The organism is Actinokineospora auranticolor (genome assembly GCF_002934265.1).
GTDB lineage: Bacteria > Actinomycetota > Actinomycetes > Mycobacteriales > Pseudonocardiaceae > Actinokineospora > Actinokineospora auranticolor.
This window is the reverse complement of the sequence record NZ_PTIX01000029.1, coordinates 30,910-54,822: the sequence shown is the minus strand read 5'-3', so window position 1 is coordinate 54,822 and position 23,913 is coordinate 30,910. Positions and strand designations below refer to the sequence as shown.

The 23,913-nt window shown below is 64.7% G+C and carries 18 protein-coding genes and 1 pseudogene; 9 read left to right on the top strand and 10 right to left on the bottom strand.

All coding sequences use genetic code 11. The annotated features are described in order from the left end of the window. Window positions 1-87 precede the first annotated feature (87 nt). A complete protein-coding gene (locus CLV40_RS32415; RefSeq protein ID WP_146108340.1) occupies window positions 88-429 on the top strand; it encodes a hypothetical protein in 342 nt (113 codons plus the stop codon). Window positions 430-508: 79 nt separating this feature from the next. Further along, the gene (locus CLV40_RS32410) at window positions 509-805 is read left to right on the top strand and encodes a hypothetical protein (RefSeq protein ID WP_146108339.1); all 297 of its coding nucleotides are present in this window, start codon (window positions 509-511) and stop codon (window positions 803-805) included. Window positions 806-1,217: 412 nt separating this feature from the next. Here CLV40_RS32410 and CLV40_RS32405 read toward each other — a convergent pair whose 3' ends face one another. After that, the gene (locus CLV40_RS32405; protein WP_104482824.1) at window positions 1,218-1,769 is read right to left on the bottom strand and encodes a DUF6461 domain-containing protein; all 552 of its coding nucleotides are present in this window, start codon (window positions 1,767-1,769) and stop codon (window positions 1,218-1,220) included. Continuing rightward, the gene (locus CLV40_RS32400) at window positions 1,766-2,341 is read right to left on the bottom strand and encodes a NucA/NucB deoxyribonuclease domain-containing protein (protein ID WP_146108338.1); all 576 of its coding nucleotides are present in this window, start codon (window positions 2,339-2,341) and stop codon (window positions 1,766-1,768) included. Before CLV40_RS32400 ends, CLV40_RS32405 begins: the two co-directional genes overlap by 4 nt. A gap of 248 nt (window positions 2,342-2,589) precedes the next feature. Here CLV40_RS32400 and CLV40_RS32395 point away from each other — a divergent pair, with 248 nt between their 5' ends. Next, on the top strand, window positions 2,590-2,913 hold the full coding sequence (locus CLV40_RS32395; RefSeq protein WP_146108337.1) for a hypothetical protein: 324 nt from the start codon (window positions 2,590-2,592) through the stop codon (window positions 2,911-2,913). Next, window positions 2,910-3,236 carry a hypothetical protein gene (locus CLV40_RS32390; protein WP_104482821.1) on the top strand — a complete coding sequence of 109 codons (327 nt, stop codon included), beginning with the start codon at window positions 2,910-2,912 and terminating at the stop codon, window positions 3,234-3,236. Before CLV40_RS32395 ends, CLV40_RS32390 begins: the two co-directional genes overlap by 4 nt. Before the next feature lie 300 nt (window positions 3,237-3,536). Here the strand turns inward: CLV40_RS32390 and CLV40_RS37565 are convergent, their stop codons facing one another. After that, the gene (locus CLV40_RS37565; protein WP_146108336.1) at window positions 3,537-4,343 is read right to left on the bottom strand and encodes a hypothetical protein; all 807 of its coding nucleotides are present in this window, start codon (window positions 4,341-4,343) and stop codon (window positions 3,537-3,539) included. 430 nt (window positions 4,344-4,773) lie between these two features. Then, window positions 4,774-5,997, bottom strand: coding sequence for a RusA family crossover junction endodeoxyribonuclease (locus CLV40_RS37560; protein ID WP_146108335.1), 1,224 nt, complete (start codon window positions 5,995-5,997; stop codon window positions 4,774-4,776). A 264-nt stretch (window positions 5,998-6,261) separates the two neighbouring features. Here CLV40_RS37560 and CLV40_RS32370 point away from each other — a divergent pair, with 264 nt between their 5' ends. Next, window positions 6,262-9,438: a DEAD/DEAH box helicase gene (locus CLV40_RS32370; RefSeq protein ID WP_219824172.1), complete on the top strand. Its 3,177-nt coding sequence runs from the start codon at window positions 6,262-6,264 to the stop codon at window positions 9,436-9,438. A 289-nt stretch (window positions 9,439-9,727) separates the two neighbouring features. Here the strand turns inward: CLV40_RS32370 and CLV40_RS32365 are convergent. Further along, a pseudogene (locus CLV40_RS32365) lies at window positions 9,728-9,874 on the bottom strand (transposase); the annotation flags it as partial. 237 nt (window positions 9,875-10,111) lie between these two features. Here CLV40_RS32365 and CLV40_RS32360 point away from each other — a divergent pair. Further along, the gene (locus CLV40_RS32360) at window positions 10,112-12,529 is read left to right on the top strand and encodes a hypothetical protein (RefSeq protein WP_146108334.1); all 2,418 of its coding nucleotides are present in this window, start codon (window positions 10,112-10,114) and stop codon (window positions 12,527-12,529) included. A gap of 221 nt (window positions 12,530-12,750) precedes the next feature. Here the strand turns inward: CLV40_RS32360 and CLV40_RS32355 are convergent, their stop codons facing one another. Beyond that, window positions 12,751-13,530 (bottom strand): endonuclease domain-containing protein, encoded by a 780-nt coding sequence (locus tag CLV40_RS32355; protein WP_219824171.1) that lies wholly within the window; start codon window positions 13,528-13,530, stop codon window positions 12,751-12,753. A 163-nt stretch (window positions 13,531-13,693) separates the two neighbouring features. Between CLV40_RS32355 and CLV40_RS32350 the strand changes: the two genes are divergently transcribed. The 3 genes from CLV40_RS32350 (at window position 13,694) to CLV40_RS32340 (ending at window position 18,458) form a co-directional block, all read left to right on the top strand. Next, window positions 13,694-16,264: a tetratricopeptide repeat protein gene (locus CLV40_RS32350; RefSeq protein ID WP_181043882.1), complete on the top strand. Its 2,571-nt coding sequence runs from the start codon at window positions 13,694-13,696 to the stop codon at window positions 16,262-16,264. A 124-nt stretch (window positions 16,265-16,388) separates the two neighbouring features. Further along, window positions 16,389-17,042, top strand: a complete 654-nt coding sequence (locus tag CLV40_RS32345; protein ID WP_104482815.1) for a hypothetical protein — start codon at window positions 16,389-16,391, stop codon at window positions 17,040-17,042. A 438-nt stretch (window positions 17,043-17,480) separates the two neighbouring features. Next, window positions 17,481-18,458: a hypothetical protein gene (locus CLV40_RS32340; RefSeq protein ID WP_104482814.1), complete on the top strand. Its 978-nt coding sequence runs from the start codon at window positions 17,481-17,483 to the stop codon at window positions 18,456-18,458. 7 nt (window positions 18,459-18,465) lie between these two features. Here the strand turns inward: CLV40_RS32340 and CLV40_RS32335 are convergent, their stop codons facing one another. From CLV40_RS32335 to CLV40_RS32320, 4 genes are all read right to left on the bottom strand, one after another. Then, window positions 18,466-19,602, bottom strand: coding sequence for a hypothetical protein (locus CLV40_RS32335; RefSeq protein ID WP_146108333.1), 1,137 nt, complete (start codon window positions 19,600-19,602; stop codon window positions 18,466-18,468). A gap of 120 nt (window positions 19,603-19,722) precedes the next feature. Next, the gene (locus CLV40_RS32330; protein ID WP_104482812.1) at window positions 19,723-21,579 is read right to left on the bottom strand and encodes a coiled-coil domain-containing protein; all 1,857 of its coding nucleotides are present in this window, start codon (window positions 21,577-21,579) and stop codon (window positions 19,723-19,725) included. Next, the gene (locus CLV40_RS32325; RefSeq protein ID WP_104482811.1) at window positions 21,567-22,055 is read right to left on the bottom strand and encodes an ABC-three component system middle component 2; all 489 of its coding nucleotides are present in this window, start codon (window positions 22,053-22,055) and stop codon (window positions 21,567-21,569) included. The genes CLV40_RS32330 and CLV40_RS32325 overlap by 13 nt, the downstream gene beginning before the upstream one ends. Beyond that, window positions 22,052-23,035 carry an ABC-three component system protein gene (locus tag CLV40_RS32320; RefSeq protein ID WP_146108332.1) on the bottom strand — a complete coding sequence of 328 codons (984 nt, stop codon included), beginning with the start codon at window positions 23,033-23,035 and terminating at the stop codon, window positions 22,052-22,054. The genes CLV40_RS32325 and CLV40_RS32320 overlap by 4 nt, the downstream gene beginning before the upstream one ends. Window positions 23,036-23,913: the final 878 nt, after the last annotated feature.

Here is a 23,913-nt window from a genome sequence, read left to right as displayed (position 1 = left end):
TGGTAGGACCCCCGACCCCGCCGGCGCCGCGTGTCTCCGGCGTGGGGTGTCACCCACCGGAGCCAGTGGACGCGGAGCACCAGCATCGTGAACAAGCACATCACCCCAGAGGATGCTCTGCGCCGTTTTCCCGAACTTGTCCATCTCCTGTCCATCCGCCAAGCCGGATGGAACTTCCACCTGTTGCACGAGAACGACGACCTGGCGGCGGTAGCCGCCAGCTACAGCCAAAAACAATTCACCGACGCCATTTTCGTCTTCGACCGCACGCACATCCTCGCCAACCGACTCCTGGATGACGGAATCGTCTGGATGAAGGAAGGAACCGACATCCAGGAGGTCATCCAAGACCTCCTGGACCTGCCGGCCCCGGGGGAGCCAGGCGCGCCGTCGTTGGTGATCCGCTCCAGCGCGTTGTGGTTGCCCTGATGCGCGCGGGAGCGACCACCGGGGGGCATGGACGGTGATGGCCGCGGCTGGCGAACGCACGAGCGGAAGGGCGGGCTCGGTGCCTGCTGAAGACGACATTCCCGAGAACCCGTGGCGAAACGGTCAGGTGCTGCTGCATGGCCTGACGGTGATCTACCGAGGGTTGGAGATGTACTTGGAGAACATCGTCGACGTGCACCAAGGCGTGGCTCAACCGCTGCCCGCGCGGGTGGTGGCCAGCCTCGGTACCTCCATGGTCGAGGTCGGCAACGCCCTCGCCGGACGAGTGATCAAGAGCCTGCCCGACGACCTGCTCTCGCCGCCCTTCACCGCCGAGGGGGCTAGCGATGGCGAGCGACCAGGCGATTCACTGTGAGCACGAGCACCGACGTGCGGCTCGCCCAGAGCGACTTGTGAACCGACGAGTTCAGCCCTATGCCTAGGCACACCCTGGAAGCCAGGATGGTGTCGGTTGCCGAGCTGGTCAAGCGGGAAACCGCTGCGGGCAGAGCGCTGCGCCTGCACTGGCGCGAGAGTGATGTCGGAGTCGACGGTTTGGTCGACCCAGCCCACGGCGGGGACTGGCCGACTGCTCTCTTGCCGCGAGTCACGCCGGAGCTGGCCCCATCGACCGCCGCAGTCGAGGACAGCGCAAAGGGCCTCCACTCACCACCGGCTCGGCGCTCTTGGCACACCGCCTTACCCTCTAGCGATCCGTCCAATCCGATGTGGGTACAGGATGACCTGGGCGTGTTGGAACGGGTGCTGCACGGCCTGCAGCGGTTGGCTCAGACCGGAAGCCGGTAGGTGGGCACCGGGGCGGTGAGCCACGAGTCGTCGAAGGCCAGCCCGGTCACGCGTTCGACGGCGGCGAGGCTGGCGGACTTGAGGTGGTCGAGGGGGAAGTCCTCGGGTTCGCACCAGCCGGGGAGCATGTCGTTGGCGCCCGCGGGCTGGCCGATGAAGGTGGGATCGAAGCGGGCGGTGAGCTGCCCGTCCCGTGCCTGGACGATCTGGTGGTCGCCGTTGGCGCTCCAGTAGACCGACAGGAATACCCCGCTCGGGCGAGACAACGTTCGGGCAACCTCTGGGGCGTTGCCGACCCAGCCGTTGGGCTCGATGGCCAGTAGGTGCTGCCCGCGGCGGGTGAGCTGGAGCAGGCCGTAGTCGTCGAAGTGCTCGTTGCGCTGCTCCAGCGCGGCCTCGAAGGTCAGGTCGGTGGGCTGGGCGTCGTCGCGGACGCCGTAGGCGGCGAGCACCTCCTGCTCGGTCCGGCCGGTGGTCACGGCCAGGGTCCAGGCCAGGTCGAAGGCGGTGTCCGCCCACGCGTAGCGGGTCACAGCGCACATTGTTCCACCTGCACGTCAGCAACGTCCGCCCCGGCAAACCCGGCCGTGGCAACCTGGGCCGGGCTGGCGATCACCACCAGAAAACTGTCCCCCTGGCCCACCTTGGCCTTGGCGTACCCGGCGCTGATCGCCCCACCCTGGCAACGTTGCTCACGCAGCGGAACCTCCTCCGTCCGCGCTCCGGAACCGCCCTCGTCCGTGGTCGCGAAGCTGTACTCGTCGCAACTGCCCCCGTTCTTCGGCACGAACTTGCCGCACGCTGCGGCCCGGTTGGCGGCCTGCTTGGCGGAGTTGCGGGTCAGGATCGACGGCTGCCCCTCACCCCAGGCCAGGTGGATGTTGCGGGCGATGAAGGGCATCTTGGCCGCGTCGATCACCACCACCTTCGCGTCACCGCACCGCCGCGTGGTCAACGCCACCAGAACGGTGCACTGCCGAGCCTTGGTCTCCCCGTCACCACCAACCAGGAGTTGATGGCCCTCGTCCTCGATCAACACCGGGTCCCGGCTCTCGAAGACACCGGTCACGGTGTCGATCACCGCGGCCGGACCGACATAGGCCACGACCCCAGCGAGAGCCAGAACAGGGAGGAGCAAGCGGGATTTGGTGCGGGGCATCGGTTTCCTTCGCGCTGACAGCCTGTCGTCATACGGACACGGACAGGTGTAGCAAGATCACTAACGCGATGACACGGAGCTTTGGGCGGAGGTTTCCCCTCGATCAACGCCACCACGCGACCCCGCCAGGGGGACCGGCCATCGATCAACGTCCACATCGAACATATGTGCGATCGGATGGTATGTTGCCGGACATGACGCCACCCTCCACGCCTCCCCCGCCGGACGGTGCGCTGCGGTACCGGATCGACCGCACGGGAGCGGTGATCGCCATCCTTCCCACCAGATGCAAGAGCGGACGACACCCACTCGTCCCCGGCATCACCACCGTGATCGCCGCGGGCGACGAACTCCGGGTCGACTGCCCGACCTGCGCGACAACAGCACGCGACACCGGCTGGCGCTTGACCGGCGATCGACCCTATCCGGACCGCGTCGAGTTGGACGAGCGGTTCTACGGCCACAGCCCCTTCCGCCACCCCACGATGACGAAGCGGCGGGAACCGGGCGAGCCATGATCATCAGCCCGTACACCTCCTGGGACGGCGACGCCCTACACGGACACAACCGCGTCCTCACCCCGGCCTGGATCCGACTCGACACCCTCTTCCCCCGCCCGGACGGACTCCCACGCCGGGTCATCGAGACCGGCCTGGACCTCACCGGCGCGGTCCCCGCCCGCCTGCACGGCCGCTTCCCCAGCGCCGACGGGAATTGGTGCGGCGTCGTCGACTACGAGATCAACTACGCCGACGGCCGACGCGACCAACTCCACCTCAAGGACCAGCTCGTGCCCTTCACCGCCCTCCGTCCGCAGGACCAGGAAGGGCGCCGTCGGTAAGCGCCAGCGTGACGTCTCCACCCCAGGAGCCCACTGCGGCCACCCGGTGCGCCAGGCACCCCAGGAAGTCGCGGAAGCTACGGCAGCCGTAATTGCGCTCATCGAACGCCGGGCCCAAGGAGATCAAGCAGTTTCTGACTTGGTCGAGGACCGTCAGGGCGTCGAAGGGGACGTTGACGAAGGACAGTTCCGTCTGAGCTGGGGCTGCAATCTGACACTTCATCGCCTCGCCCACGTCCCCTCACAACACTTCGCTTGTGCGGACGTCTCCGGTGTGGCATGGAGCGAGGTCCGCACCGGTCAATACTCAGGCAGCCTTCTCGTCGCCTTATCGAGGTCACTAATCAATCCGGGAAGCGCTTCTACGCTGGCCGCAAGTAGAGTAGCCGCTCGGTTTATGTTTTGATGTTCAAGCATCTCGGCCGCGAGCGCGAGTCGTCTTATCGACTGATGATCCACACCCTGGTTCGCACCCAAAGTACGGAGCACATCCCTAAGCTCGTCGACGGTGCGTTCGGTAACCTCGCCGGTGCGCTCCAAACGATCTGTGATGGCTTCCAGGCGGTCCAGAGGCGGAGAGAACATGCGGGTCAGTACATCCAGCAACTTCTCTGCGTCGTCGATGCGGAGCTTAGCCAGCGGAGGCCCGGCGACACCCTCTCGCTTGATCTTCCACTCTTTAAGCAAATCTGGGGGAAAGTCGGTAGCTCCTGTCTTCTTGTCATCGACATCCGCGTGATGCGGTGTGCACAACAGCAGAAGATTCTTAAAGGAGTCACGTTCCTCTGGCGACATGGTTTTAACATGACGCGGGGCGTCGGGCTTGACACCATAGATATGCGAGATCTGGACGTTCTTGCGATAAACCCCGGGGCGGGTTTCCACCACGACAGGTGCAGTGCAGTGAGGCTCGTAGCAGCGTCCGTTGCTCAGCGTCCATAGCGCAGCCTCGATCGCAGCCTGGATCTTCTGTCGAGTGCCAGCTCCAGCTGGGGGAACCTTGGGTGGAGTCACCGCCACAGCTTGCCGCAACCATACGACAATCCCCACCTGACGTAACCTGACCCGCGCCACTACCAGTACTTGCAGGAACGTCGTCCAGCTCACAGGTCGGCCTCAACGAACAGGAGCTGCGCGAAGTAGTGGCAGCTGGGTATCCTTGCCACACCATGGAGCGCCGGTTGCGCAGGTCCGGCTCTCCCACGTCCAAGCCCAGGACTTCCTCGGCGCTGGCGTCTGCCTCAACATCCACTCTCGTAGCAGCAGATGCGGCCGGCCGGACGACGGAGCCAGAACGATCATCGTCCGCCCACCCGGATCGCGCCCTGCTTGCCCCGACGCATGTTGTTCAGCAGACGACGGCCTTCTTGCTCGGTTAATCGACATGTTCTGACAGGCTCGGCCACCGACCCGATCTCATGCGCGAGGGCATGTGGGGCCGCCGGGAGGTCCCGAGTGCCGACCTTGACGGTCGAGGAACGCCCATGGCTGCCGAGGTCCGATCACTCCAGACCTTGACATACGGTCGAAATGACGGCTACCAGTGGTCGTCGCTATCCATGTGCTCCTCGATGTAATCGGTCGCGCGTTCCCAGGTGCTTTGTGGATTGAGCCCGTCGCCGAAGGCGAGACGTAGCAGTCCTTCCGGTGGATCGCCAGGAGTTCTGGCGAGTTCGATGACCTCGTACGAGGAGATCTCCCCAGGGGCCACGGCCTGGCGCACTGCGGGCATGACAGCGAGCGCGACGTTGTCGAGGTCCTTGCCCTGGGATGGCGGGACGACGAGGAGGATGACCTTCACGGGTGTTTGCATGGAGGTCAGGATGGGATACCTGGCTGTCAGTTCATCGACGGCCTGACCGATTGCCCTTCCGAAGTTCACGCCGTCACCACGGGTCTGGGGCAGCACAGGCAGCGTGAAGGTGAACGGTTCGGACAGCAGCATCATTCGACTGCGTTCGCGGCTGCGGTCAAGCTGCTCGTGGATCGCAAGCAGGCGCGGATCGTCGGCGAGCGGGCGGCCTGGTGGACGCGCGCCGGAGATCCAGTGAGGCCACTGGGTGAACATGAGGGTGAGCCGCGCATCGGACCGGGCCAGCAGAGCCTGTTGCAGGCAGCCGCGGTTGTAGCTCGCGAGCCAGTCGTTGAGTTCGCGCCGGCGTTCGGCTTGCTCAGGCGACTCGGCGTGGCATGGGTCGAAGGCAGGGTGGGTCTCGGGCTCAGGAATCGGCGGGCTGTGGACCGGACAGTCAGGGGAGTCGTCATCGCAGCGTGCGTCGTCGTGGACGGAGGAGAACCGCCTGAGATCGTCCACCACATCACGCAGGGGCCGCGCCGTGACGTGCGTGCATGGCGAGGCCGAGGCGTCAGCGGCTGGATGGCGCGATGAGAGATGAACGTGCAGTAGTTTCACTTGGCGGTCGTCGCGGTAGAGGGCGTGGTGGCGGCCACATGTGTGGCCGCGGGTCCGCAACGCGCCGAGCACGTCGAGAAGGTGCTTGGCAAGCCGGTGCACCCCCGGTGGCTGGGACCTGCCGGAAACGAAGCACACATCGAGTGCGACGGGACCGGTCAACGGGAACTGTCGGAATGTGGTCATCTGGTCCAGCAGCGCGATCTGGGCGCGTGTGATTCGATGAGTTGCGCCTCGACGTCCCTTCTGCTCAGGTTCTCCATCGATTCGAAGTCGACGTGCGCGCAGCCACCCCCGTCGCCATTGGATCCGCACGCCCTCTGGCTCGCTCCAGAAGTCATCACTCACCGAGCCTCGATTCCTCAGCCGTCACTCCGACAGTGTCTCCGCCGACGCCGGGTCACCGTGACATGCGCCCATGACCAGTTGAAGACTGACTTCAGGTCACCGAGTTCACGGTGGATCTGCGACCGACGAACGCGATCGTGAGGCTGGCTCGCTTTGCGACACGCCGGAGTGCGCGTGACACATAGCCTTGTTCTGGCTGGTCAGGTGTCATTCTGATGCGCACTGCAGGACAGCAAGTCGACCGTGGGCCGGACGGGAGGTCGCGTGAAGGTGAAGACGTCCCACGTATGGGCGGATGTCGAGCGGGTCGTGGGGAACGATGTCCGGCAGCTTCTCGTACCCGCTGGGACGCTCGAGGTAAGCAAGGATGAGGAGGAGTTGTGGGTCGCCAACTCGTCTGGGCGATGGCCAGCGCACCGGACTGCGCAATCCGACCTCTCGGCTCCCTTGACTGCCGTCGTGCCGCTGGTCTCGCCGAGCGGATCCAGGGTTCAGTGGTCTGGCAGCAAACGTCGATGGGAACCCGACGAGGTCACGAAGTCGTACGCGGGGGCTCTCGGCTTTCGGGATCACACCGAGGAGAACAGCCTCCGGCGCCCCCAGATCGGCGCGTTGCACTCGGTGCTGGGGCATTGGGCGTCCGGGGTCGGCGATCCGGGGGTCGTGGTCATGCCGACCGGGACGGGCAAGACCGAGACCATGCTCGCATTGCTGGTGGCGGCGAGACCTCAGCGCGTCCTCGTACTGGTTCCGACCATAGCGTTGCGGGATCAGATCGCAGGCAAGTTCGAGAGCCTCGGCGTTTTGCATAGGTACCAGATCGTTGCTCCCGGAGCCCAGCGCCCTGTGGTAGGTAGGCTCGAGCACGGCATCTCCGACCCGGCGGAGGTCCGCCGCTTCGCCGAGGCGTGCAACGTTGTGGTCGCGACTCCTTACGCCGTGGCTGCCTGCGGCGAGGAGGCTCGGGCTGACCTCCTCGGCGCCTTCTCGCACTTGATGGTGGACGAGGCGCACCACGCGCCCGCGTCGAAGTGGATCAGCGTCATCGACGCGTTCGCCGACCGTAAGGTCTTGCTGTTCACGGCGACGCCGTTCCGGGAGGACGGGAAGCCTCTTCCGGGTCGTTTGATCTTTCGGTTTCCGCTGCGAGAGGCGCAGAAGGAGAACTACTTCACCTCGATCGACTATAAGGCTGTGTTCGGTATGGAGGGGACGGACCTGGCGATCGCCCAACAGGCCGTGGCGCGGCTGCGGTCCGACCTGGCGGCGGGATTCGACCACATCTTGATGGCCAGAGGAGAGTCGATCAAACGCGCCAAGGAGCTGCTGGCCCTCTACGAGCAGGAGGCGCCGGACCTGGGTCCGGCAGTCCTTTACGACAAGCTGTCGACACCGGCGCGCAAGGCGGTCTTCAAGGGACTCGACGACCGCAGCTGCCGCATCATCGTGTGCGTCGACATGCTGGGCGAGGGATTCGATCTTCCCGCCTTGAAGGTCGCCGCTCTGCACGATGTGAGGAAGAGCTTGGGGCCGATGATCCAGCTCATCGGGCGGTTCACCCGTTCACGCTCGGAGACGTCGACCATCGGAACAGCGAGCGCGTTCGTGGCCAGAGACCCTGCGGCGGCGCTATCTCCCTTGCGCGACTTGCTCCGCGAAGACGCGGACTGGAACTTGCTGTTGCACGACATCACCGAGCGTGTCGCCCAAGCCACGGAGGACACCAAGGCGTTCGACGCCTCCTTCTCCGACGGACCGGACGAGGTCTCGACGGCATCCCTACGGCCCACGATGAGCGCCGTCGCCTACCGCTCCGTCGTTCCCGCGTGGGAACCGGAACGTGCCCGCGGTGTCTACGGCGCCCGGATCCTCGACGACGTGGTGGCCGTTGGACACGATGGGCAGGTCGCTTGGTTCGTGATCGAACACCACCGTCACCTCAAGTGGGTCGACCAGCGAGCGCTGCAGGTCGTCGACTACGAGCTGATCGTCATGTACTTCGACAAGGGCCAGCAGCTCCTCTTCATCCACGGCTCCGCCAACGGCGGCGACTACGCCGACCTGGCCAACGCCGTACTCGGACCTGGAACACGCGGCATCAAGGGAGCGGCGACCTTCCGGGTACTCGGCCGAGTGGACCGGCTCATCCCCACCAACGTGGGCCTCCTCGACTCCCGCAACCACTTCAACCGCTTCTCCATGCACGTCGGCAGCGACGTCCTCAAAGCGCTCACCACCGCAGAGACGGAAGGGCAAAGCCAGACGCACATCGCGACCTCCGGCTTCGACGCGGGCCAACACATCACCATCAGCGCAGCCCTCTCCGGACGCTTCTGGTCGATGTCCACAGCCCCGGACTTGCGCACCTGGCGAGACTGGTGCGACCGGCAAGGAACGAGGTTGCTGGACGGCACCATCGATCTCGAAGGGATCTTCGCAGGCTTCATCATCCCGGAAGACCTGACCGCCCGCCCCGAGTTCGTCCTTATCGGCGCGGAGTGGCCGTGGGAGTACTACGCGGGCACCGGCACTGGGGTGCACTTGGAGGTTGACGGCAAGTCGTTCGCGCTCACCGAGGTCGGAATCGAGGTTGACGACTACTCGCCCACAGGGCCGTTCATGATCTCCTTCGTCACCGGGTCATGGCGCGTGCCCTACCGCGCGGACTTCACCGACACCGGACTGCGGTACACCCCCCTTGGCCGCGATGCGACCGCGAGCACGACCCGCTCGACCCTGACTCTGCAGCAGTGGGTCAACAATCCCGAGCACAAGCTCACCCTCTTCCTCGAGGGCAACCGCATGATCACCCCACAGGACCGCCTCCTCAAACCCCGCAACGACCCGCCATTCCCTATCGAGAAGCTGACACCACTCGACTGGACCGGCATTGACCTCCGAGCGGAATCCCAAGGACCCGAGCGACGACCAGACTCCATCCAGGCCCACGTAGCGGCACACCTCATGGACACAGCGGACTACGACGTCCTCCTCGACGACGACGGCTCCTACGAGGCAGCCGACCTCGTCGGTCTCAAGGTCATCGACTCCACGCTCCACATCACCCTGGTCCACTGCAAGTTCACCCAAGCAAAGCCGGGAGTACGGGTTGAGGACCTCTACGAGGTGTGCGGTCAGGCAGTCCGCGGTGCCAAGTGGAGCCGCAACGGCGCATACCCCCTGCTTCGGCACCTCGACAAACGAGCACAGCGCTACCACGCTCGGACCCAGGTGTCTCCCTATCTCGTTGGAGACATAAACGCTCTGTTCAACATTATGACCATCGCACCGCAACTACGCGTCCAGTTTCGCACCATCATCGCCCAACCCGGACTACAAGCCGCAGCAGCCAGCGACGACCAACTCATGCTGCTCGCAGGCACAGACGTCTACGTCCGCACCGCAACCGGCGGCGACTTCGAAGTACTCTGCAACACCTGACAACATCAATCGATCCGCGTCTGTCCCGGGCAAGTACACCATCCCCTCACCCACTACCGACCACCGCGAGCCGACCGGAAGCTGCGCACACCTCGCTCGCCAACTCTCCGACGCTACCTGCTCGGCCAATCTCTGACGAGTTCGCCCCCAAGGCACACGCCGACAAGCGCACCACCGCCTGCGACGGAGAGCAAACGGGAAGCAAGCGGGAGCAAATGCTCATTGAACTGCCCCGAACTGCACCGAGCATTTCCAAATGCACACGCGTTGACCTGCCTGAGAGTGTGTCTCATGTGGGGAGTTTCTTGAAGCAGGTGAGTGCGGCGGCGAGGGTGGTGAAGGCGAGGTAGTTGCGGGCGTGGCGTTCCCGGCGGGTGGTGAGTCGGCGGTAGCCGTTGGTGAGCCAGGCCAGGGTGCGTTCGACGACCCAGCGGTGTCCCTCCACCAGCCGCAGAAACCACCGACGCCCATTCACTACCCCTTCCGATCACACCAGGGTCTCCCCAGCAGCCCACCCCGCAGGTCAGAGCCATCGAGTCTAGATTGGACCCCAGATCAGCCCATAGATCGGTGCCGGTCAGTGACCTGTGTCATCGCCACGTGGTGCGGGCACGCGAACCGAAGCGCCGGTGGCGGCGCGTTTCCATCGGTAGCTGGATGTACGGTGCGCGTCATGTCCAAGCAGCAGCGCAAGCGGACCGCCAAGCGCAGGAAGCGGGAGCGCGCGGCCAGGGGGGCTGATGGGGTCGCAGACCTGTCCTCCACTGTCTCCGGACTTCTCGGTGGCGCGATGCGGCTCGAGCCTTACCTCACACTCGCCGGAGATCCCGCGGTGGTGATCGCACTGGCCCGGCAGCGCGTCAGCGAGGCGGTGGATGAGGTCCTCGCCGTTCTTGCGCACGTTGATGCGTTCGACGTGCTGGGCACGGTCAAGACGCAGCTGACACTGGTTGATCCAGAGACCTATTGCGAGAGTGACCATGGGGCCACCGTCGCGACGACCGAGTTGCTCGCGGTGATCCTCGCGGCCCGAGGTACCCGAACAGGCGACTCCCCAACGGGCCACGTCGAGCCCAATCCCGGTGTGGTCCTCCGTGCGCTACAGAGCCATCTTCAGGAGCTGATGGACGCAGGCCAAGTGTTGACCATGTTCGGTGTCGATCGCGACGACCCGATGCACCGCGTCAGCTTTGGCACACGCCTACGCGAGGCAGCGGTGCGTAACACCTCCTATCCCCACATGGTGGAGGACACGCTCACCGCACTCTTCGACGACCCCTCCATGGAAGAGGCGTGTCGCTCAGTGCTGGGGTGCACCGTCTCACAGATTCGTCAAGTGCTCACCTCCTTCCAGCAGACGGCCATCAGCGATCAAACTGGCGATTTCGACCTACTAGCCGAGTTCGTCAGTAACACACACGATGATGTGTCGGACCTGGCAGACGTTGATGGGATCAGAGCGCTGCTAGAGCACGTTCTCGACACCGGCAGAGGACGTACCGCTGAGAGAACCGCGACTGCGGCCGGCGTGGATGGCGAAACAGTGTCAGCCGTGCTTGACCTGTTCTCGACACCGATGCGCGCCCGATCAGCGGCCGACGCCGTGCTGGAGTTTCTGGCGGGTAGCTCGCCGTTCCGGACTCGCCCGATCCTCGCCGCTGACGACGGTGAGTACATGGTCGTACATCATGCGCTGCTAATTCCGGCGGTACGCGAGCGCGTCGAGGATGCCCTGCGCGTGGATGGTGGCGCCTGGGACATCTACAGCAAGCACCGGGGCGTGTACCTCGAAACGGAGGCCGCTCGCCTTGTGGCCAGACATCTTCCCGGTCAGGTGCAGCATCTCGGTTTCGAGTATTTCGTCCCTGCCAACGACTCCGAGACCATCCCCAGCTCCTACACCAAGTTGGCCGAAGGCGACGGGCTGCTTCTGGTCGATGACATCGCGATCATCATCGAAGCCAAAGCCGTAGCGCTACGCGCACGCTCCCGCACCGGCGACCCGCTCCGGCTACGCCAGGATCTGCGTCGCATCGTCACCGACGCCGCCGAGCAAGCCGACCGCCTCCGCCAACGAATCATCCAGGACCGCGGACTGCGCCTCAGAGACGGCACCTGGCTGGACCTTGAACCCGTACGCGAGATCCACTCGATCGCGGTGAGCCTGGAGGACTTGTCCAGCATCGCCACCATCACCAGCGAGCTGGTGAGAAGCGGACTGCTGACCACCGACGCGCTACCGTGGACGGTCTCCCTGCACGACCTGCGGGTCATCAGTGAACTCGTCGACCGCCCCGCCGAACTGCTGCTCTACCTGAGGCGCCGCACCGAACCCGACACCACACGCCGCTTCCACGCCTCCGACGAACTCGACTTCTTCCTGCACTTCTACGCTGCCCAACTCTATGTCGAGCCGGACCCGGACAGCACCCACCAGGCGCTACCCCAGCTCGGCGCCCCTCGCACCAAGAACCGACGTCGATACCGCGAGCAGCACCTTGAACTGATCATCAGCCGCACCGACCCCCTTGACGCCTGGTACTTCCACCAACTCGGCCTTCGCACCACACCTGCGGACAAACCACGCATGAAGGCGAACCCAGCGCTTCTACAGCTCATCGACGACCTGACCGCCCGACGCGAACCCGGCTGGCTCGCCATGACCGCCACCCTCCTGAGCTTCGACGACGCCGGACAGCGCCGCTGCGCGGTCAACGGACCCCGCCTGGCCAAGCAAACTCGGTCCGACGGGCTCCCGCACAGCATCGCCATGCCAGTAGGCACACACCAGCGCGACAGCGCACTCATCATATGGATAACCACGCCCACCACGGCCCCACTGGGGCCATCGCGGCAACGTCTGAGGGACTACACGGCCGCCAAGAAACACCAAATGCAACTCGACCGAGGATTCGGGCTACTCTACGACGACCGGGGAGAGCTCATTGACACCTGGTATGACAATCGAACTCCAGCGCATGACACCTCGCTAGATATCCTCTGCGCCAGACTTTCACTCAGAAGTCCCGGCGCGTTCGTAAGCGCACCCCCACCGCCAAAGAAGACACACAAACCGCGACGCAAGCGATAGTAAAACCGCCCTTGTGACTTCGAAGCCTACTCAACTCGACACCGGCCGGACGCACGACGCGCTCGGAATCAAGGCCGTGCTCAACGCGTCGGCGTCGCCTCTTGGTCGCCAGCCAGCCGTAGGGCGACATCCTCCCGTGCAGCAGCACCAGTCGCTCGGCGTTGGCGTCGGAGCAATGGCGTCTGGGTAGCTGCGACGATGCACAGTGGCGCATGAGACAGTTATGGGCCTTTGGGGAATGGGTCGAAGCCCATCAGCTCTATTCTGTCCTTACTCCACGAGCGTGCCTTGGTCGCGTCGGGGTGCCGGATGCCGAGATGCTCCGCGGGTGGGCTGTTGAGGTAGTCGGCCCACCTACACGCGGACAGGTGCGGGCACTTGTCGATGTTGTTGTTGCAGTGCGTGCACAGGAGACCGCGGACGGCCCCGGTGAAGTGGTCGTGGTCCACCACCGTGCCGAAGTCGCGGCCGCATGCGTGGCAGGCCGATCCCGCCAAGTCCACCAGTGTCGCTCGGATGCGTCCGAGCGGGGTGGATGTGTCGAGATCCGGTGGCCAGGCGGCACGTCCACCAAGGAAGTAGCATCGCACGTTCGCCGGGACATGTGCGGGATCGACTTCCTTGTCCTGGAATTGAACTGTCCAGGTGACTTCTCGTGTCCGTTCGGAGTAGGTCCCTTCCTGATCCCAGGGTGTGTCGAAGTTGCCGAGCCCGCGGCGGCGGCGTGGAGGAAGCTCCCGATAGTGGGTTCCATCGGTGTACCAGCGGAATCGACGGGTGTGGACGTTGTCGAGCGGTAAAAGGGCCGGAGTCAGCAAGTCCGGCTTGCGACCGCCCGAGCACAACGGAAACGTGCCCTCGAGCAGGTGGTAGCGCCCGTCATCACCCAACACCGCCCGGAGTGCCATACCGCCCCACCGGCGCCGACGCAGAGAACACTCGGTTCCAATGGCGTCGCGGACATGGCGGTCGACCGCGTCGTAGTCCAGCTTCAACGCCATCCTCCACAGGAGGTTCCTCCTCCGTCCTTCCGGCCATCCATCAAGCCCAACCGAGTTCACCACGCGTTGAGGCTATCGCGGCGAACACACCATGATGCCGTCGTTCACCGTGGCGAGCGCGCGTAGAGTCCAGTGTCTCGCCGCACAGGATAGGGTCCGGCTTGTGTCCTCGGATGACTCCGCACGCGAAGGTGCCGATCGACTCGACTCCGCCTCCGATTCGGCGGAGGACCGGGCGGTGACGGAGCCGAGGCAGGACTCGCCGCGGATCGGCGTAGTCAACTCGGTCATGGGCGAGGTGTCCGGGTTGCTGGTGCAGGCTGGGCGAATCGAGGGCGGGGTGCACCAGCATCACCACGCGGCAGCCAGGGCGACGGTGAGTTTTCCTCACCGAGCGGGTCCCCTTCCCCTGCGAGCGGCGTCGTTCCAGCGCCGTGCGCTGTCGGGTTCCCTTGCCCCGCTCGTGGACACCATCGTGTTGTCGGGGATGGGGGGCACGGGCAAGACCCAACTCGCGGCCGAGTATGCCGAACGTGCGTGGACGGCTGGTGAGGTCGACCTGCTGGTGTGGGTCAGCGCGGGGACGCGGGACGCGGTGATCTCCGGCTACGCGCGTGTCGCGGCCGATGTGACAGGCGTCGAGGACGCCCGTCCGGACGACGGCGCGCGACGGTTCCTCGACTGGTTGGCCAGCACGTCGATGCGATGGTTGGTCGTCCTCGACGATGTCCGGATACCGGCGGACCTCGTGGAGCTATGGCCCGCGTCCTCCACGACGGGGCAAGTGGTGGTGACGACCCGGCGTCGCGACGCCGCGCTGCAGACCCAAGGCCGGGTCGTCGAGGTGGAGCCGTTCACGAGCGCGGAAGCCGAGGCGTATCTGGCCAGTGTCGTGGAGGGGCGACGGCATCTGTTGGACGGCGGCATTGATCTGATCACAGCCCTGGGATGCTTGCCGCTGGCCCTGGCTCAGGCCGCCACGTACATGCTCGATCGAGAACTGTCCTGCACCGCCTACATGAAACGGTTGGCCGATCATCGCGTACGACTGGCAACCGTGTTGCCGGAAAGGGAGGCCCTGCCGGACGCGCATCAAGCGACCGTCGCCGCGACATGGTCGCTGTCCATCGAGCTCGCCGACCGACTCGCACCCGCGGGCCTGGCGAGTCCTCTGCTGGACGTAGCTGCGCTCCTGAGCCCCGACGGGATTCCGGTGGACCTGTTCAGCACGCCGAGCGTGGTCAGCTACCTGGGCGAGCAGGCCGGATGGGCCGTCAATGGTCAGGACGTCCAGGATGGTCTGCGGTGCTTGCATCGGGTGAGTCTGGCCGTCTTGGACGGGCCGGTCGTACGCGTCCACGGTTTGGTGCAGCGAGCCGCGCGAGACGACGTGGCCCCGGACAAGCTCCCGACGTTGGCACGCGTGGCGGCCGACGGGCTCCTGCACTTGTGGCCAGACCTGGTGCGGAACTCGCCGCTCACCCAGGTACTCCGAGCGAACGCAGACTCCCTGGCGACCAACTGCGACGACCACCTCTGGCACGACGGTGCGCACGAGGTGCTGTTCCGGGCAGCGAGCAGCCTCGGCGCGACCGGCATGGTCACCTCCGCGGTCAGCCGATTTCGCCTGTTGCACTCCGCCGCGAATCACCGCCTGGGACCTGACCACGCCGACACCTTGGCGACGCGATCCGAGGCCGCCCACTGGCAAGGGGAGGCCGGTGACAGCACCGGCGCGGTGCGCGCGTTGACGGAGCTGCTCTCCGACCGGACACGAGTCCTGGGTCCGGACCACCCCGACGCATTGACGACCCGTAACGACCTGGCCCACTGGCAAGCCCGCGCAGGCAACGTGCACGACGCGATCCGTACTGCCCAGGAGCTGGTGCTCGACCAGACCAGGCTGCTGGGAGCCGACGCCCACGCCACCCTGGTCACCCGCGCCAACCTCACCACCTGGCTGCGGCACACAGATCAAGCGACACACGTGCCCGACACGTTTGACGACCTACTGGACGACCTGCTGCGAGTCCTGGGCGCCGATCATGAACTCACACTGAAGACCCAGGCCAACCACGCCATCACACTCGCCGAGTCGGACGACCCGTCACTGGCGATCCCCCTGTTCGACGAACTGCTGCCCAATCTCGTGCGTGTCCTCGGGCCCGACCACCCCACCGCCCTCGACGGCCAACTGGCCGCGGCCGCCGCACGAGGACAGGCAGGAGACCCGGCCGGTGCCGCCGCGGGGTTCGAGGACCTGCTGGCCGACCACCTTCGAGTGCTCGGCCCCGACCACCCCAAGACACTGATGACCCGACACAACATCGCCCATTGGACAGCCGAGGCAGGCGACCCGGCAGAAGCCACTCAGGCCCTCGACTACCTGCTACCCGACATGCTCAGAGTTCTCGGCGCGGACCACCCCTACACACTGGCCAGCCGCTACGCACTGGCCACCGTCCGCGGGCAGGCAGGCGACCCGAACGGCGCCATCGCGGCGTTCGAGGAGCTCCTCCACGACCAAAAGCGCGTCTTCGGCGCCGACCACCCGCAAACCCTCGACATCCGCGGCACCATCGCCCTCTGGCGCAAGGAGACAGGCGACTTGCCGGGAGCCATAGCCACCCTGGAAACCCTGCAACCTGACCAACAGCGCGTTCTCGGACCTGAACACCCCACCACGCTCATCACCCGCGAAGCCATCGACATGTGGCGAGCTCTGTTGGGATGACCGCTTCTACTACCAGCACGAGCAGAGACCGCTCGCCTACCCGGCACGCACGGCTCCATGAAGTGTCGGCACCGTCATCTACTCTGGTCGCTTACCCGATGGTCCGAGGCGAAGGAGCAGGCAGGTGACAATCGCGCGGTTCGACGCCGCAGCATGGCTACCGCAGCCCACCTCCCCCGAAACCCACCAGGCGGGGTGGCAACTGGTATCGCACTGGCTCGACGCCCAACAGCGACGAACCGGCGCACCAGCCGTCCTGTTCACCGACGAACTACGAATCGGATCCGACGGCTTGCTGGACACCTTCACCCACGGCACCACCCACTTCAGCCTCCGCAGCGCCGGCCCACCGACCCCGGGACCCGTTCTGGCGTACCGCCCGACCTTCAAGGCACTGCGCGCAGCCCAACGGATGGCAACGTCGGCCATCTGCGTGTGGGAACTCGGAGACGCACCGATCCGGGGCTGGGCAGGCCAGGTCGGAGCGATCGACCTGACCACCGGGCTCCCCACCCCGGCCGACCAAGCGGTGCAAGAACACCTCGACCACTTGGTGTTCGCAGGCAACAACGGCTACGCCGACAAGCCCGGCCTCCGCGACGCCCGCCGCATCCTCACCGAACTACACGACCTCGGCCTGCCCACCGACACCATCCCCAGCAGCCTGGCTGCCCACACAGACCTCTCCACCGAAGCGATCCAACGCATCGCCGCACTCCTCACCTCCCTGCCGGCCCCACCCCTCCAGCCCTACCAAGCCGACCTGGACCAACTGTGACCTCGTCCGGCGGCCCCGCGAAACCACATCCCAGTCGGGAGCACGATGGGGAGCAAACGGGAGCAAGAATGCGCCCAGAACAGCCGCGAATCGCACTCGACGACGTTGAACGAACTCGTGTTGACCTACAAAACTCGAATTCCGCGGGTCTACACAATATGCCGTACATAGTTCACACTTAAAAGCTCTCTAAGCAGCGCTTAACGACCTACAACAGCGACCAACCGCAGGTCGACGACATCGTACGGCGGCCAGCTTGCTGTCCGCCATCTCAGTTTTACGTGGTTCTGCCAGACCATCAGGTGCCGACGGCCACAGCTGGCGCGGTGCTTCGAAAGTCTGGTGGAGGTGGCAAGCTCGTCGCGACGGCGAACGCAGACGGCGCGCCTGGCGCCCTCGACACCTTGGCAGACATCGCTATCTATATGGAGGTAGCACGTGGCGGGCAACAAGCAGGGCTGGCAGCCGCTCCTCGAGCGCCTGCGTTCAGGGCCCATGTTCGAGAAGTGGCACTGGCTGCAGTGGAACTTCTCGCCGCACCACGCCCATGAGCCGCCGTTCGCGCAAGTCACTCTGGAGGCCCTACTGACCTGCGACCGGATGATGAGCGGGTTCGCGGACGACATGCTTGGCCGCCTTGAACGCATCGGCGGTCGACACAAGAACCTGGACGACTACGAGCAGATCAAGCAATGGCTCGGCGAGTTGCTGGTCGTGCATCACTTCGTCAGCTACCCTTGGCCCGTCCCGGTCACCTTCGATCACGAGCCGGTGGCCGACGGTTCAAAGCAGAACCCAGAGATGACTGTGAACGCCTCAGGCTTCCGGCTGGGCATCGAGGTAAAGACACCCGACCTGCGCTCCCTCTCAGAAGGGCGCGAGACCGCAGACTGGCAGCTCTTAGACCGCATGCCCGGCATGAAGGAGGCGCTATCGGGCGAAATGATCTTGCCACGGGACAACCCGGTCAAGGACTTCCTGCGCAGTGCTGATAATAAGTTCGCCGGTTTCCGCGTCGCCGATCCCAACTTTAGGTCTGTTTTAGTAATCGTGTGGGATGACTTCGTTAATGAGCCGATCAGTGCACTACTGTCCCCGAGTTCGGGACTCCTGACATCGAACAGCTTTGACAAATTGCCCGATGGTAAGCGACGGACGTACCCGAACGTCGACGCCGTCGTACTTTTGCGTCATCAACATCAGTTTGTTGAAGGGATGGCTAACCGGCCGCCGCTCGACCAGCGCGACGACTTTATCGACTACGGCCAACCCGACAACTTCCCATTTAACTGCCTTATCGTATGTCCCGACGGCAAGACCTTAAACGAAGAGCTGAAAAAAGCGCTGAGCGCCACGCCTCCACATCAGGGGCTCGGTGCGGAATACATTCCGGCCGAGATTGTCATGTGGATTTGACAGGTGCTTAGAGCCCTGACACTGCCTGCCGCTCAAGAATTTTGTCTGTGAGTCGGATCGTCGAGACATACCAGTAGAAGATCCACTGAAAGTAGAGCTCAACATCATACTTGTTATGTTGGTCAACCTTCCGGTGATGGAGGTTGAACTTGTTCGCGATCTCGAACAACGCTCGATCGTCTTTCTGGAGGAAGTTTTCCCTGATGAGGTCACGACGTTCCTCGAGTACCCCGGCCAAGGTCACAATGGCCGCTCGCTTCTCGGTCTCCGTCGCCCTTCGTCGGCGAAACAAGTCGAGCGCGTCTAAGAAGTCGTCGTGTTGGGCTCCTCCCGAGTTGCCGTCGGCCCGGGCATTGGCGATCAGTGGTTCAAGTTCGTCACCCCCGGCGACCTCCTCGCATCGGCCACCTTCACCGAGGGCGACGCCCAAGTTGCTCTCGCCGAGGATCTCGTTAACAAGGGCCCGATAGAGCCTCTGCGCAACGCCGGTACGGAAGTCCTGATAGTGCCAGCCGCACGCCCCGTAGTTGTGAAAGTAGGCTCTCGCCGGCCTAGCGATGACGTCATGTATAATCTCGATGACGTCGCAAAGGTCATCGAGTACGTATTCAGACCACCAACGCTCGATCGGCAACAAGTCGTTGCGCCCTAAGCGCCTGTGCAGTTCATCCCACGGGGCCGAGCCTAACGTCCCGAATTGCTCGCCCGTGTCGACGCAGTTCTGCCCGAGAGCCTGAACGAGGTATCCGCGGCGCTCCAGGTCAGAGATCAGATCGCGAACCCGCCGGGCGGTCTCCCCGAGGCTCAACCGGCTGGGCTCGACGCGCTCACGGCCGCGCTGAGAGAAGTACGGTTTGGGCTTGGTCGCACGCGGGAGACGCTGAGCGTGCTCGACAAGTGCGGCCAGCCATTCGCCCTTGTCAGACTCAGCCCGGAACTCGACAGCCGGTTCTTGGGACCGAAATGCCTCCTCGAGCAGACGCTCGCATTCCTCGGACCAATTCGCGAACTTCGGCGGGTCCGAGTCGAGCAACCGCCGAACTTCCTCAACCAAGATCTCAATCGGCCAACGCAGCTCAAAGATCGAGGTACCAAAATTTTTGCGGTCCGAAGGCACTGCAATACTCCTAGACTTGTCGGCCACGGGACCTTTGCCGTGGCGGCTTCAAATCGAAGTTTCATGTAGTCTGTGAACCCGCCAGGCCGGAAGCTCGCGCGGCAGACAACGGACGATGGAATCCTAGGTGACCGCCTATGGCGCGATCTAACGTGATCGGGGGTGAGGGAACAGACCGTATCGACCGCGGTCTATGTTCTTGGTGAAGGTAATGTCTCGCCATCCAGCGCCCAGTGAGTCCGGGAGGTCCTCGTTCTCAAGGATGATGATCTGTCCGGAGAAGTTTGTGTGGACGTCAGCGAAGAACCGGCTGGCGAGGCTCGTGGTGTCCAGGACACTGCCACTATCATCAGGCTCGGCACCTGGGTCCGGGGGACGGTAGACCACCAAGGGAGAGTCGAGCACGACGACGCCGGGATGAGGAAGATTGTTGTCGAAGCAGTACTGGGCGAGGGAGATTGTGAACGCGGCGTGTAGAACGGCTCGGACGCCTTTACCGTGCGCGGTGCGCAACTGGTTGCCTGACACTACATCTTGTTCAGCGAAGCTGTAGCTTGCGCTGTCGGCGTCGTGGAAGCCCCAGGCACGCAAACGGCTCGCGATCATGTGAGAGAGAGCGTCGACGGCGCTACGTTGCAGTCCTGCGGTGGGCTTGATTGGTTTCGGCTTCGGTGCCTTCGTGACTTCGGAGCGGAGGGCCTCCAGCCGCTGGACGCGACGGATGGTGTCTGCGTCGCGTTCGAGCTGGGTGGCTGTGGCGAGCAGGTCACGCAACTCGTGCTGGCGGGGGTTGAGCAGAGAGTCGAGTCGGGCGATCTGCGCCGCGGCCTCGGCAGCTCGCCCGGTGTAGTTCTGGAGCCGCTCTGCCTTCCCGGCACGTTCGTCACGCAGCCCGGCGATGGCCTGGAGGAGGTCTTCGCGCAAGGCGGTCGTCTTGCGTTGCTCCTCGCGTACGGACTGGGAGAAGGCGGTCGTGTCCTCGGTGCAGTCTGCGTTGAGGTGCTGGTGCTCGGGCTCGGCCCCGCAGAACACGCAGCGACCCGGCGTGAAATAGCCCAGCAGCGACCCGGCTTCGCCGACAGCGTCGAGCCGATCCAAGTCCGACGTGTATTGGTCATGGAGCAACGCGAACCTCGCGTCGAGCGCGTCGAGCTCGGCGATACTGCGCCGCCCGGCTGTCACCAGCCGCTCGCTGTTGGACAGATGATGTCCCCACTGCTGCCGTGCCGCGGCCGTCTGCTCGATGGTACCAGTTGACTCGGCGATGGCCGCTCGCAACCGACCGATCCGCTCGGTGACCTGCTCGAGCGTCTCATCGGTCTTGAGTTCTCTGCGGGCCTCGGCCAGCAACTTGTCGATGACATCGTGCTTGGCTGCCTTGGACCGACGGCGCTCGGTCGGCGACTCGTTTGGCTCGAGCGCCGAGTCGTCCTCGCCCTGGAGAAGCAAGCGGAACGTGGAGATCTCTCCGGTCCGATCCGCATGCTGCCCGGTCTCGACAGGCGGGGTCCTGGCTTGGATCTTGGTCTCGTTGACCAGAAAGAAGGGAAGCAGCTTCCGCAGGCTCAGCGAAATCGTCCTGCCCGCGCCGTCCTTGCGGACAACCTTGCCATCCAGGCCGATCTTGCCCAGCACATAGCGCGAGACGCTGTCGGTCTTCTTCTTGTCGTGCGTGGCCGACAGGGAGTCGCCTCCCGCAGGCAGCGGATTGGTGCGATGGTCACCGCGGAGCAACCGGAATGCCCCGCCCTGTACAGCCCGCGCCAAGGTGACGTCCTTGCCGTCCGGGAGATGGATGCCCAGCAGCACGGTGTCGTAGCCATCGCGCTCCGGTATCTCCTTCAGAGCCGAAGCACCGAGCATGAAGTCAATGCTGTCGGCGATGTACGACTTCCCCGTGTCCGACGGGCCGCGAACCACGGTTAGTTTCGGCCCGAACTCGACCGTGGCGGGAACGACCCCCGGGCCAACAAAGGTCAGGTGCAGCAGAGTCAGCCGTTCCATGTACCTGTCCCTCTCCCGTGGTCGTCTGGCCCGCCGCCGTCGGGCCGGACGCCGAAGATCGCTGCGGTCTGGCTGCGGATCTCGCTTTCCGTGAGTGTCCCGAGCTGCTGCACTACCCATCGACTGCGGTCGCGTAGCCCGACGATGTAACTCGAAGCAAGCGCTGAGACGAAGCTATGAGCCTCGTCCCCTGCCTCGTAGCGGATGCCCACGGTCGACGCGCGCATGGTGACCAGCCCGGCGCGCACCATCACCTGCAGCCCCTGCTCGACGCTGGCGCGTCGCATACCCAACTCACCAGCATGCAGAGCATGAGCAGGGTGGATGCTCGGCGGGCCGCCGAGATCGGCTGTATGCAGCACACTGTGGTCGAGCAGGACCAAGTGGTTGATGTCTAGTTGCCCTGGATACGCCTCGGTCAGCATCACCAGGACTCGGACCCCGTATTCCAGCGGGCCGTTAAGCGGAGTTCTCACGAGTCCTCCACCCAGGTCAGCCGGTCGTCGTTGGCCAGCTGGTGGCAGACGCCTTTGCGGTCATCGATGTCGGCTACGTCGATGAGCTTGTGGCGGCTGAGGTCGAGGGTGCCCACCTGGATCAGCACCTGGCCCAGCCGCGTGTAGCCGTCCTTATGGTCGCTGTCGGCAACGTCGATGACCCCGTCATGGATGTCGTCCTGGAGCTTCTCGAAGGTGCCCTCGGGCACTGCCCCGGCAGAGTAGGCCCGCAACGACTCCGCCCTGAAGAAGCTCACCCGCTGCCGTTGCAGGTGCCTGGCCACCTTCGGCACACTGGCCACCGACTCCAGCGTGGTGATCCGGTCCGGGTGACGTTCCGTGTAAACCTCCAGCAGTTGCTGCAGGTAGCGAGTCTCCTCGGGCGTGTACTGCTCCGGAGGAGCGGCGCTGTCACCCCTCACAGGGAGCGAGGTGCCGAACCTGGCCGCGTGCCACCTCGTCCGGCCGTGTGTGATCAGAGCATCCTGGACCTCGACCGACTTGAACATGCAGAACTCAGTGTCCGCCGCCAACGCTCGCACAGCAGCAAGCGCGCCCCCATCCAAGCCTTTCACCAGCGCATCGCCTTCGACGAGTCGAGCTAGGAACTTGTTCCGCAGGTCGGTAGGGTTACCGAGCAGCATGTTGAACGGAGTTGACACCCCTCGGGGAGCCAGAAACTGATAGGTGTCGGGCAGGGAGTACGCCCCGTCAATCACCGACACGAAGACCTTCAAGATCTCACCGGCGGCCACGCTGAAATTGATCGGCGTCTCGTAGTGCTTGGCTTGAAAGCAGTCCCACGGCCCCTCGAACTGCCGGTCGGTCTTGAACCCGACGACGTCCGCGCCCCTGTCCCCCGCACCCCCCAGCCGCTTGATCTGGACGTAGTCCACGTCCAGCGCGGTAGCCCACTCGCGGATAAACTCCTCCCACTCATCGGGCGAGAACATCCGCATGCGCATCCCCGGCGGGACAGGAGCGCCCTCCAAGGCCACCGACGGGATCGGGTCCGCGGGCACAGCCATAGCACTGAGCGCCACCCGCGCGCCTACCTGCCGTTGCTCCGTAGCCACCTCGCGCCCCACCCTGTTGTCCCGACCGACTGGCCCAGCCTATCCAGGAGGAGCCGAGCACGAAGGGTGTGGCAACAACTAGCGAATCCCCAATCGGGCGGACTTTGTCTGGGAGGGGAGTAGGGCGGGCGCCTCACCGGCACCTCCAACAGGGACGATCAGCGCGCGCTGGGACACCCCGTGTCACGCCACAGGGCACCCGTGAACTGTCGGTCTCATCGCCTACTCTGGTTACCTCAACACGGCGGGCAAGTAGCAAAGGAGCTGCCATGACGATCCCACGATCCGACGCCGCAGCATGGCTGCCGCAACCCGTCTCACCCGAGACCCACCAGGCCGGACGGCGACTGGTCGCGCAGTGGCTCGACACGCAGCAGCGGCGCACCGGTGCGCCGCCAGTGCTGTTCACCGACGAACTGCGAATCGGTTCGACGGCTTGCTGGACACGTTCACGCGCGGTACCACCCACTTCAGCCTCCGCAGCGGCCCGCAGACCACGGGCCCCGTCTTGGCATACCGACCGACATTCAAGGCCCTTCGCGCAGCCCAACGAACGGCATCGTCGGCCATCTGCGTGTGGGAACACAGAGACACCCCGATTTAGGACTGGGCAGGCCAGGTCGGAGCGGTCGACCTGACCACCGGGCTGCCTAGTACCACAAACCAAACCCTCGAGGAGCACCTTGACCAACTGGTGTTCGCCGGGAACAACGGCTAGGCCGACAAGCCAGGCCTTCGCGACGCCCGCCGAATCCTCACCG

Bases quoted from the DNA above. Each gene is read 5' to 3' on its own strand.
- CLV40_RS32360 (WP_146108334.1), top strand. From the start codon at position 10,112: ATGTCCAAGCAGCAGCGCAAGCGGACCGCCAAGCGCAGGAAGCGGGAG.
- CLV40_RS32395 (WP_146108337.1), top strand. From the start codon at position 2,590: ATGACGCCACCCTCCACGCCTCCCCCGCCGGACGGTGCGCTGCGGTAC.
- CLV40_RS32390 (WP_104482821.1), top strand. From the start codon at position 2,910: ATGATCATCAGCCCGTACACCTCCTGGGACGGCGACGCCCTACACGGA.
- CLV40_RS32355 (WP_219824171.1), bottom strand. From the start codon at position 13,530: ATGGCGTTGAAGCTGGACTACGACGCGGTCGACCGCCATGTCCGCGAC.
- CLV40_RS32330 (WP_104482812.1), bottom strand. From the start codon at position 21,579: ATGGAACGGCTGACTCTGCTGCACCTGACCTTTGTTGGCCCGGGGGTC.
- CLV40_RS32320 (WP_146108332.1), bottom strand. From the start codon at position 23,035: ATGCGGATGTTCTCGCCCGATGAGTGGGAGGAGTTTATCCGCGAGTGG.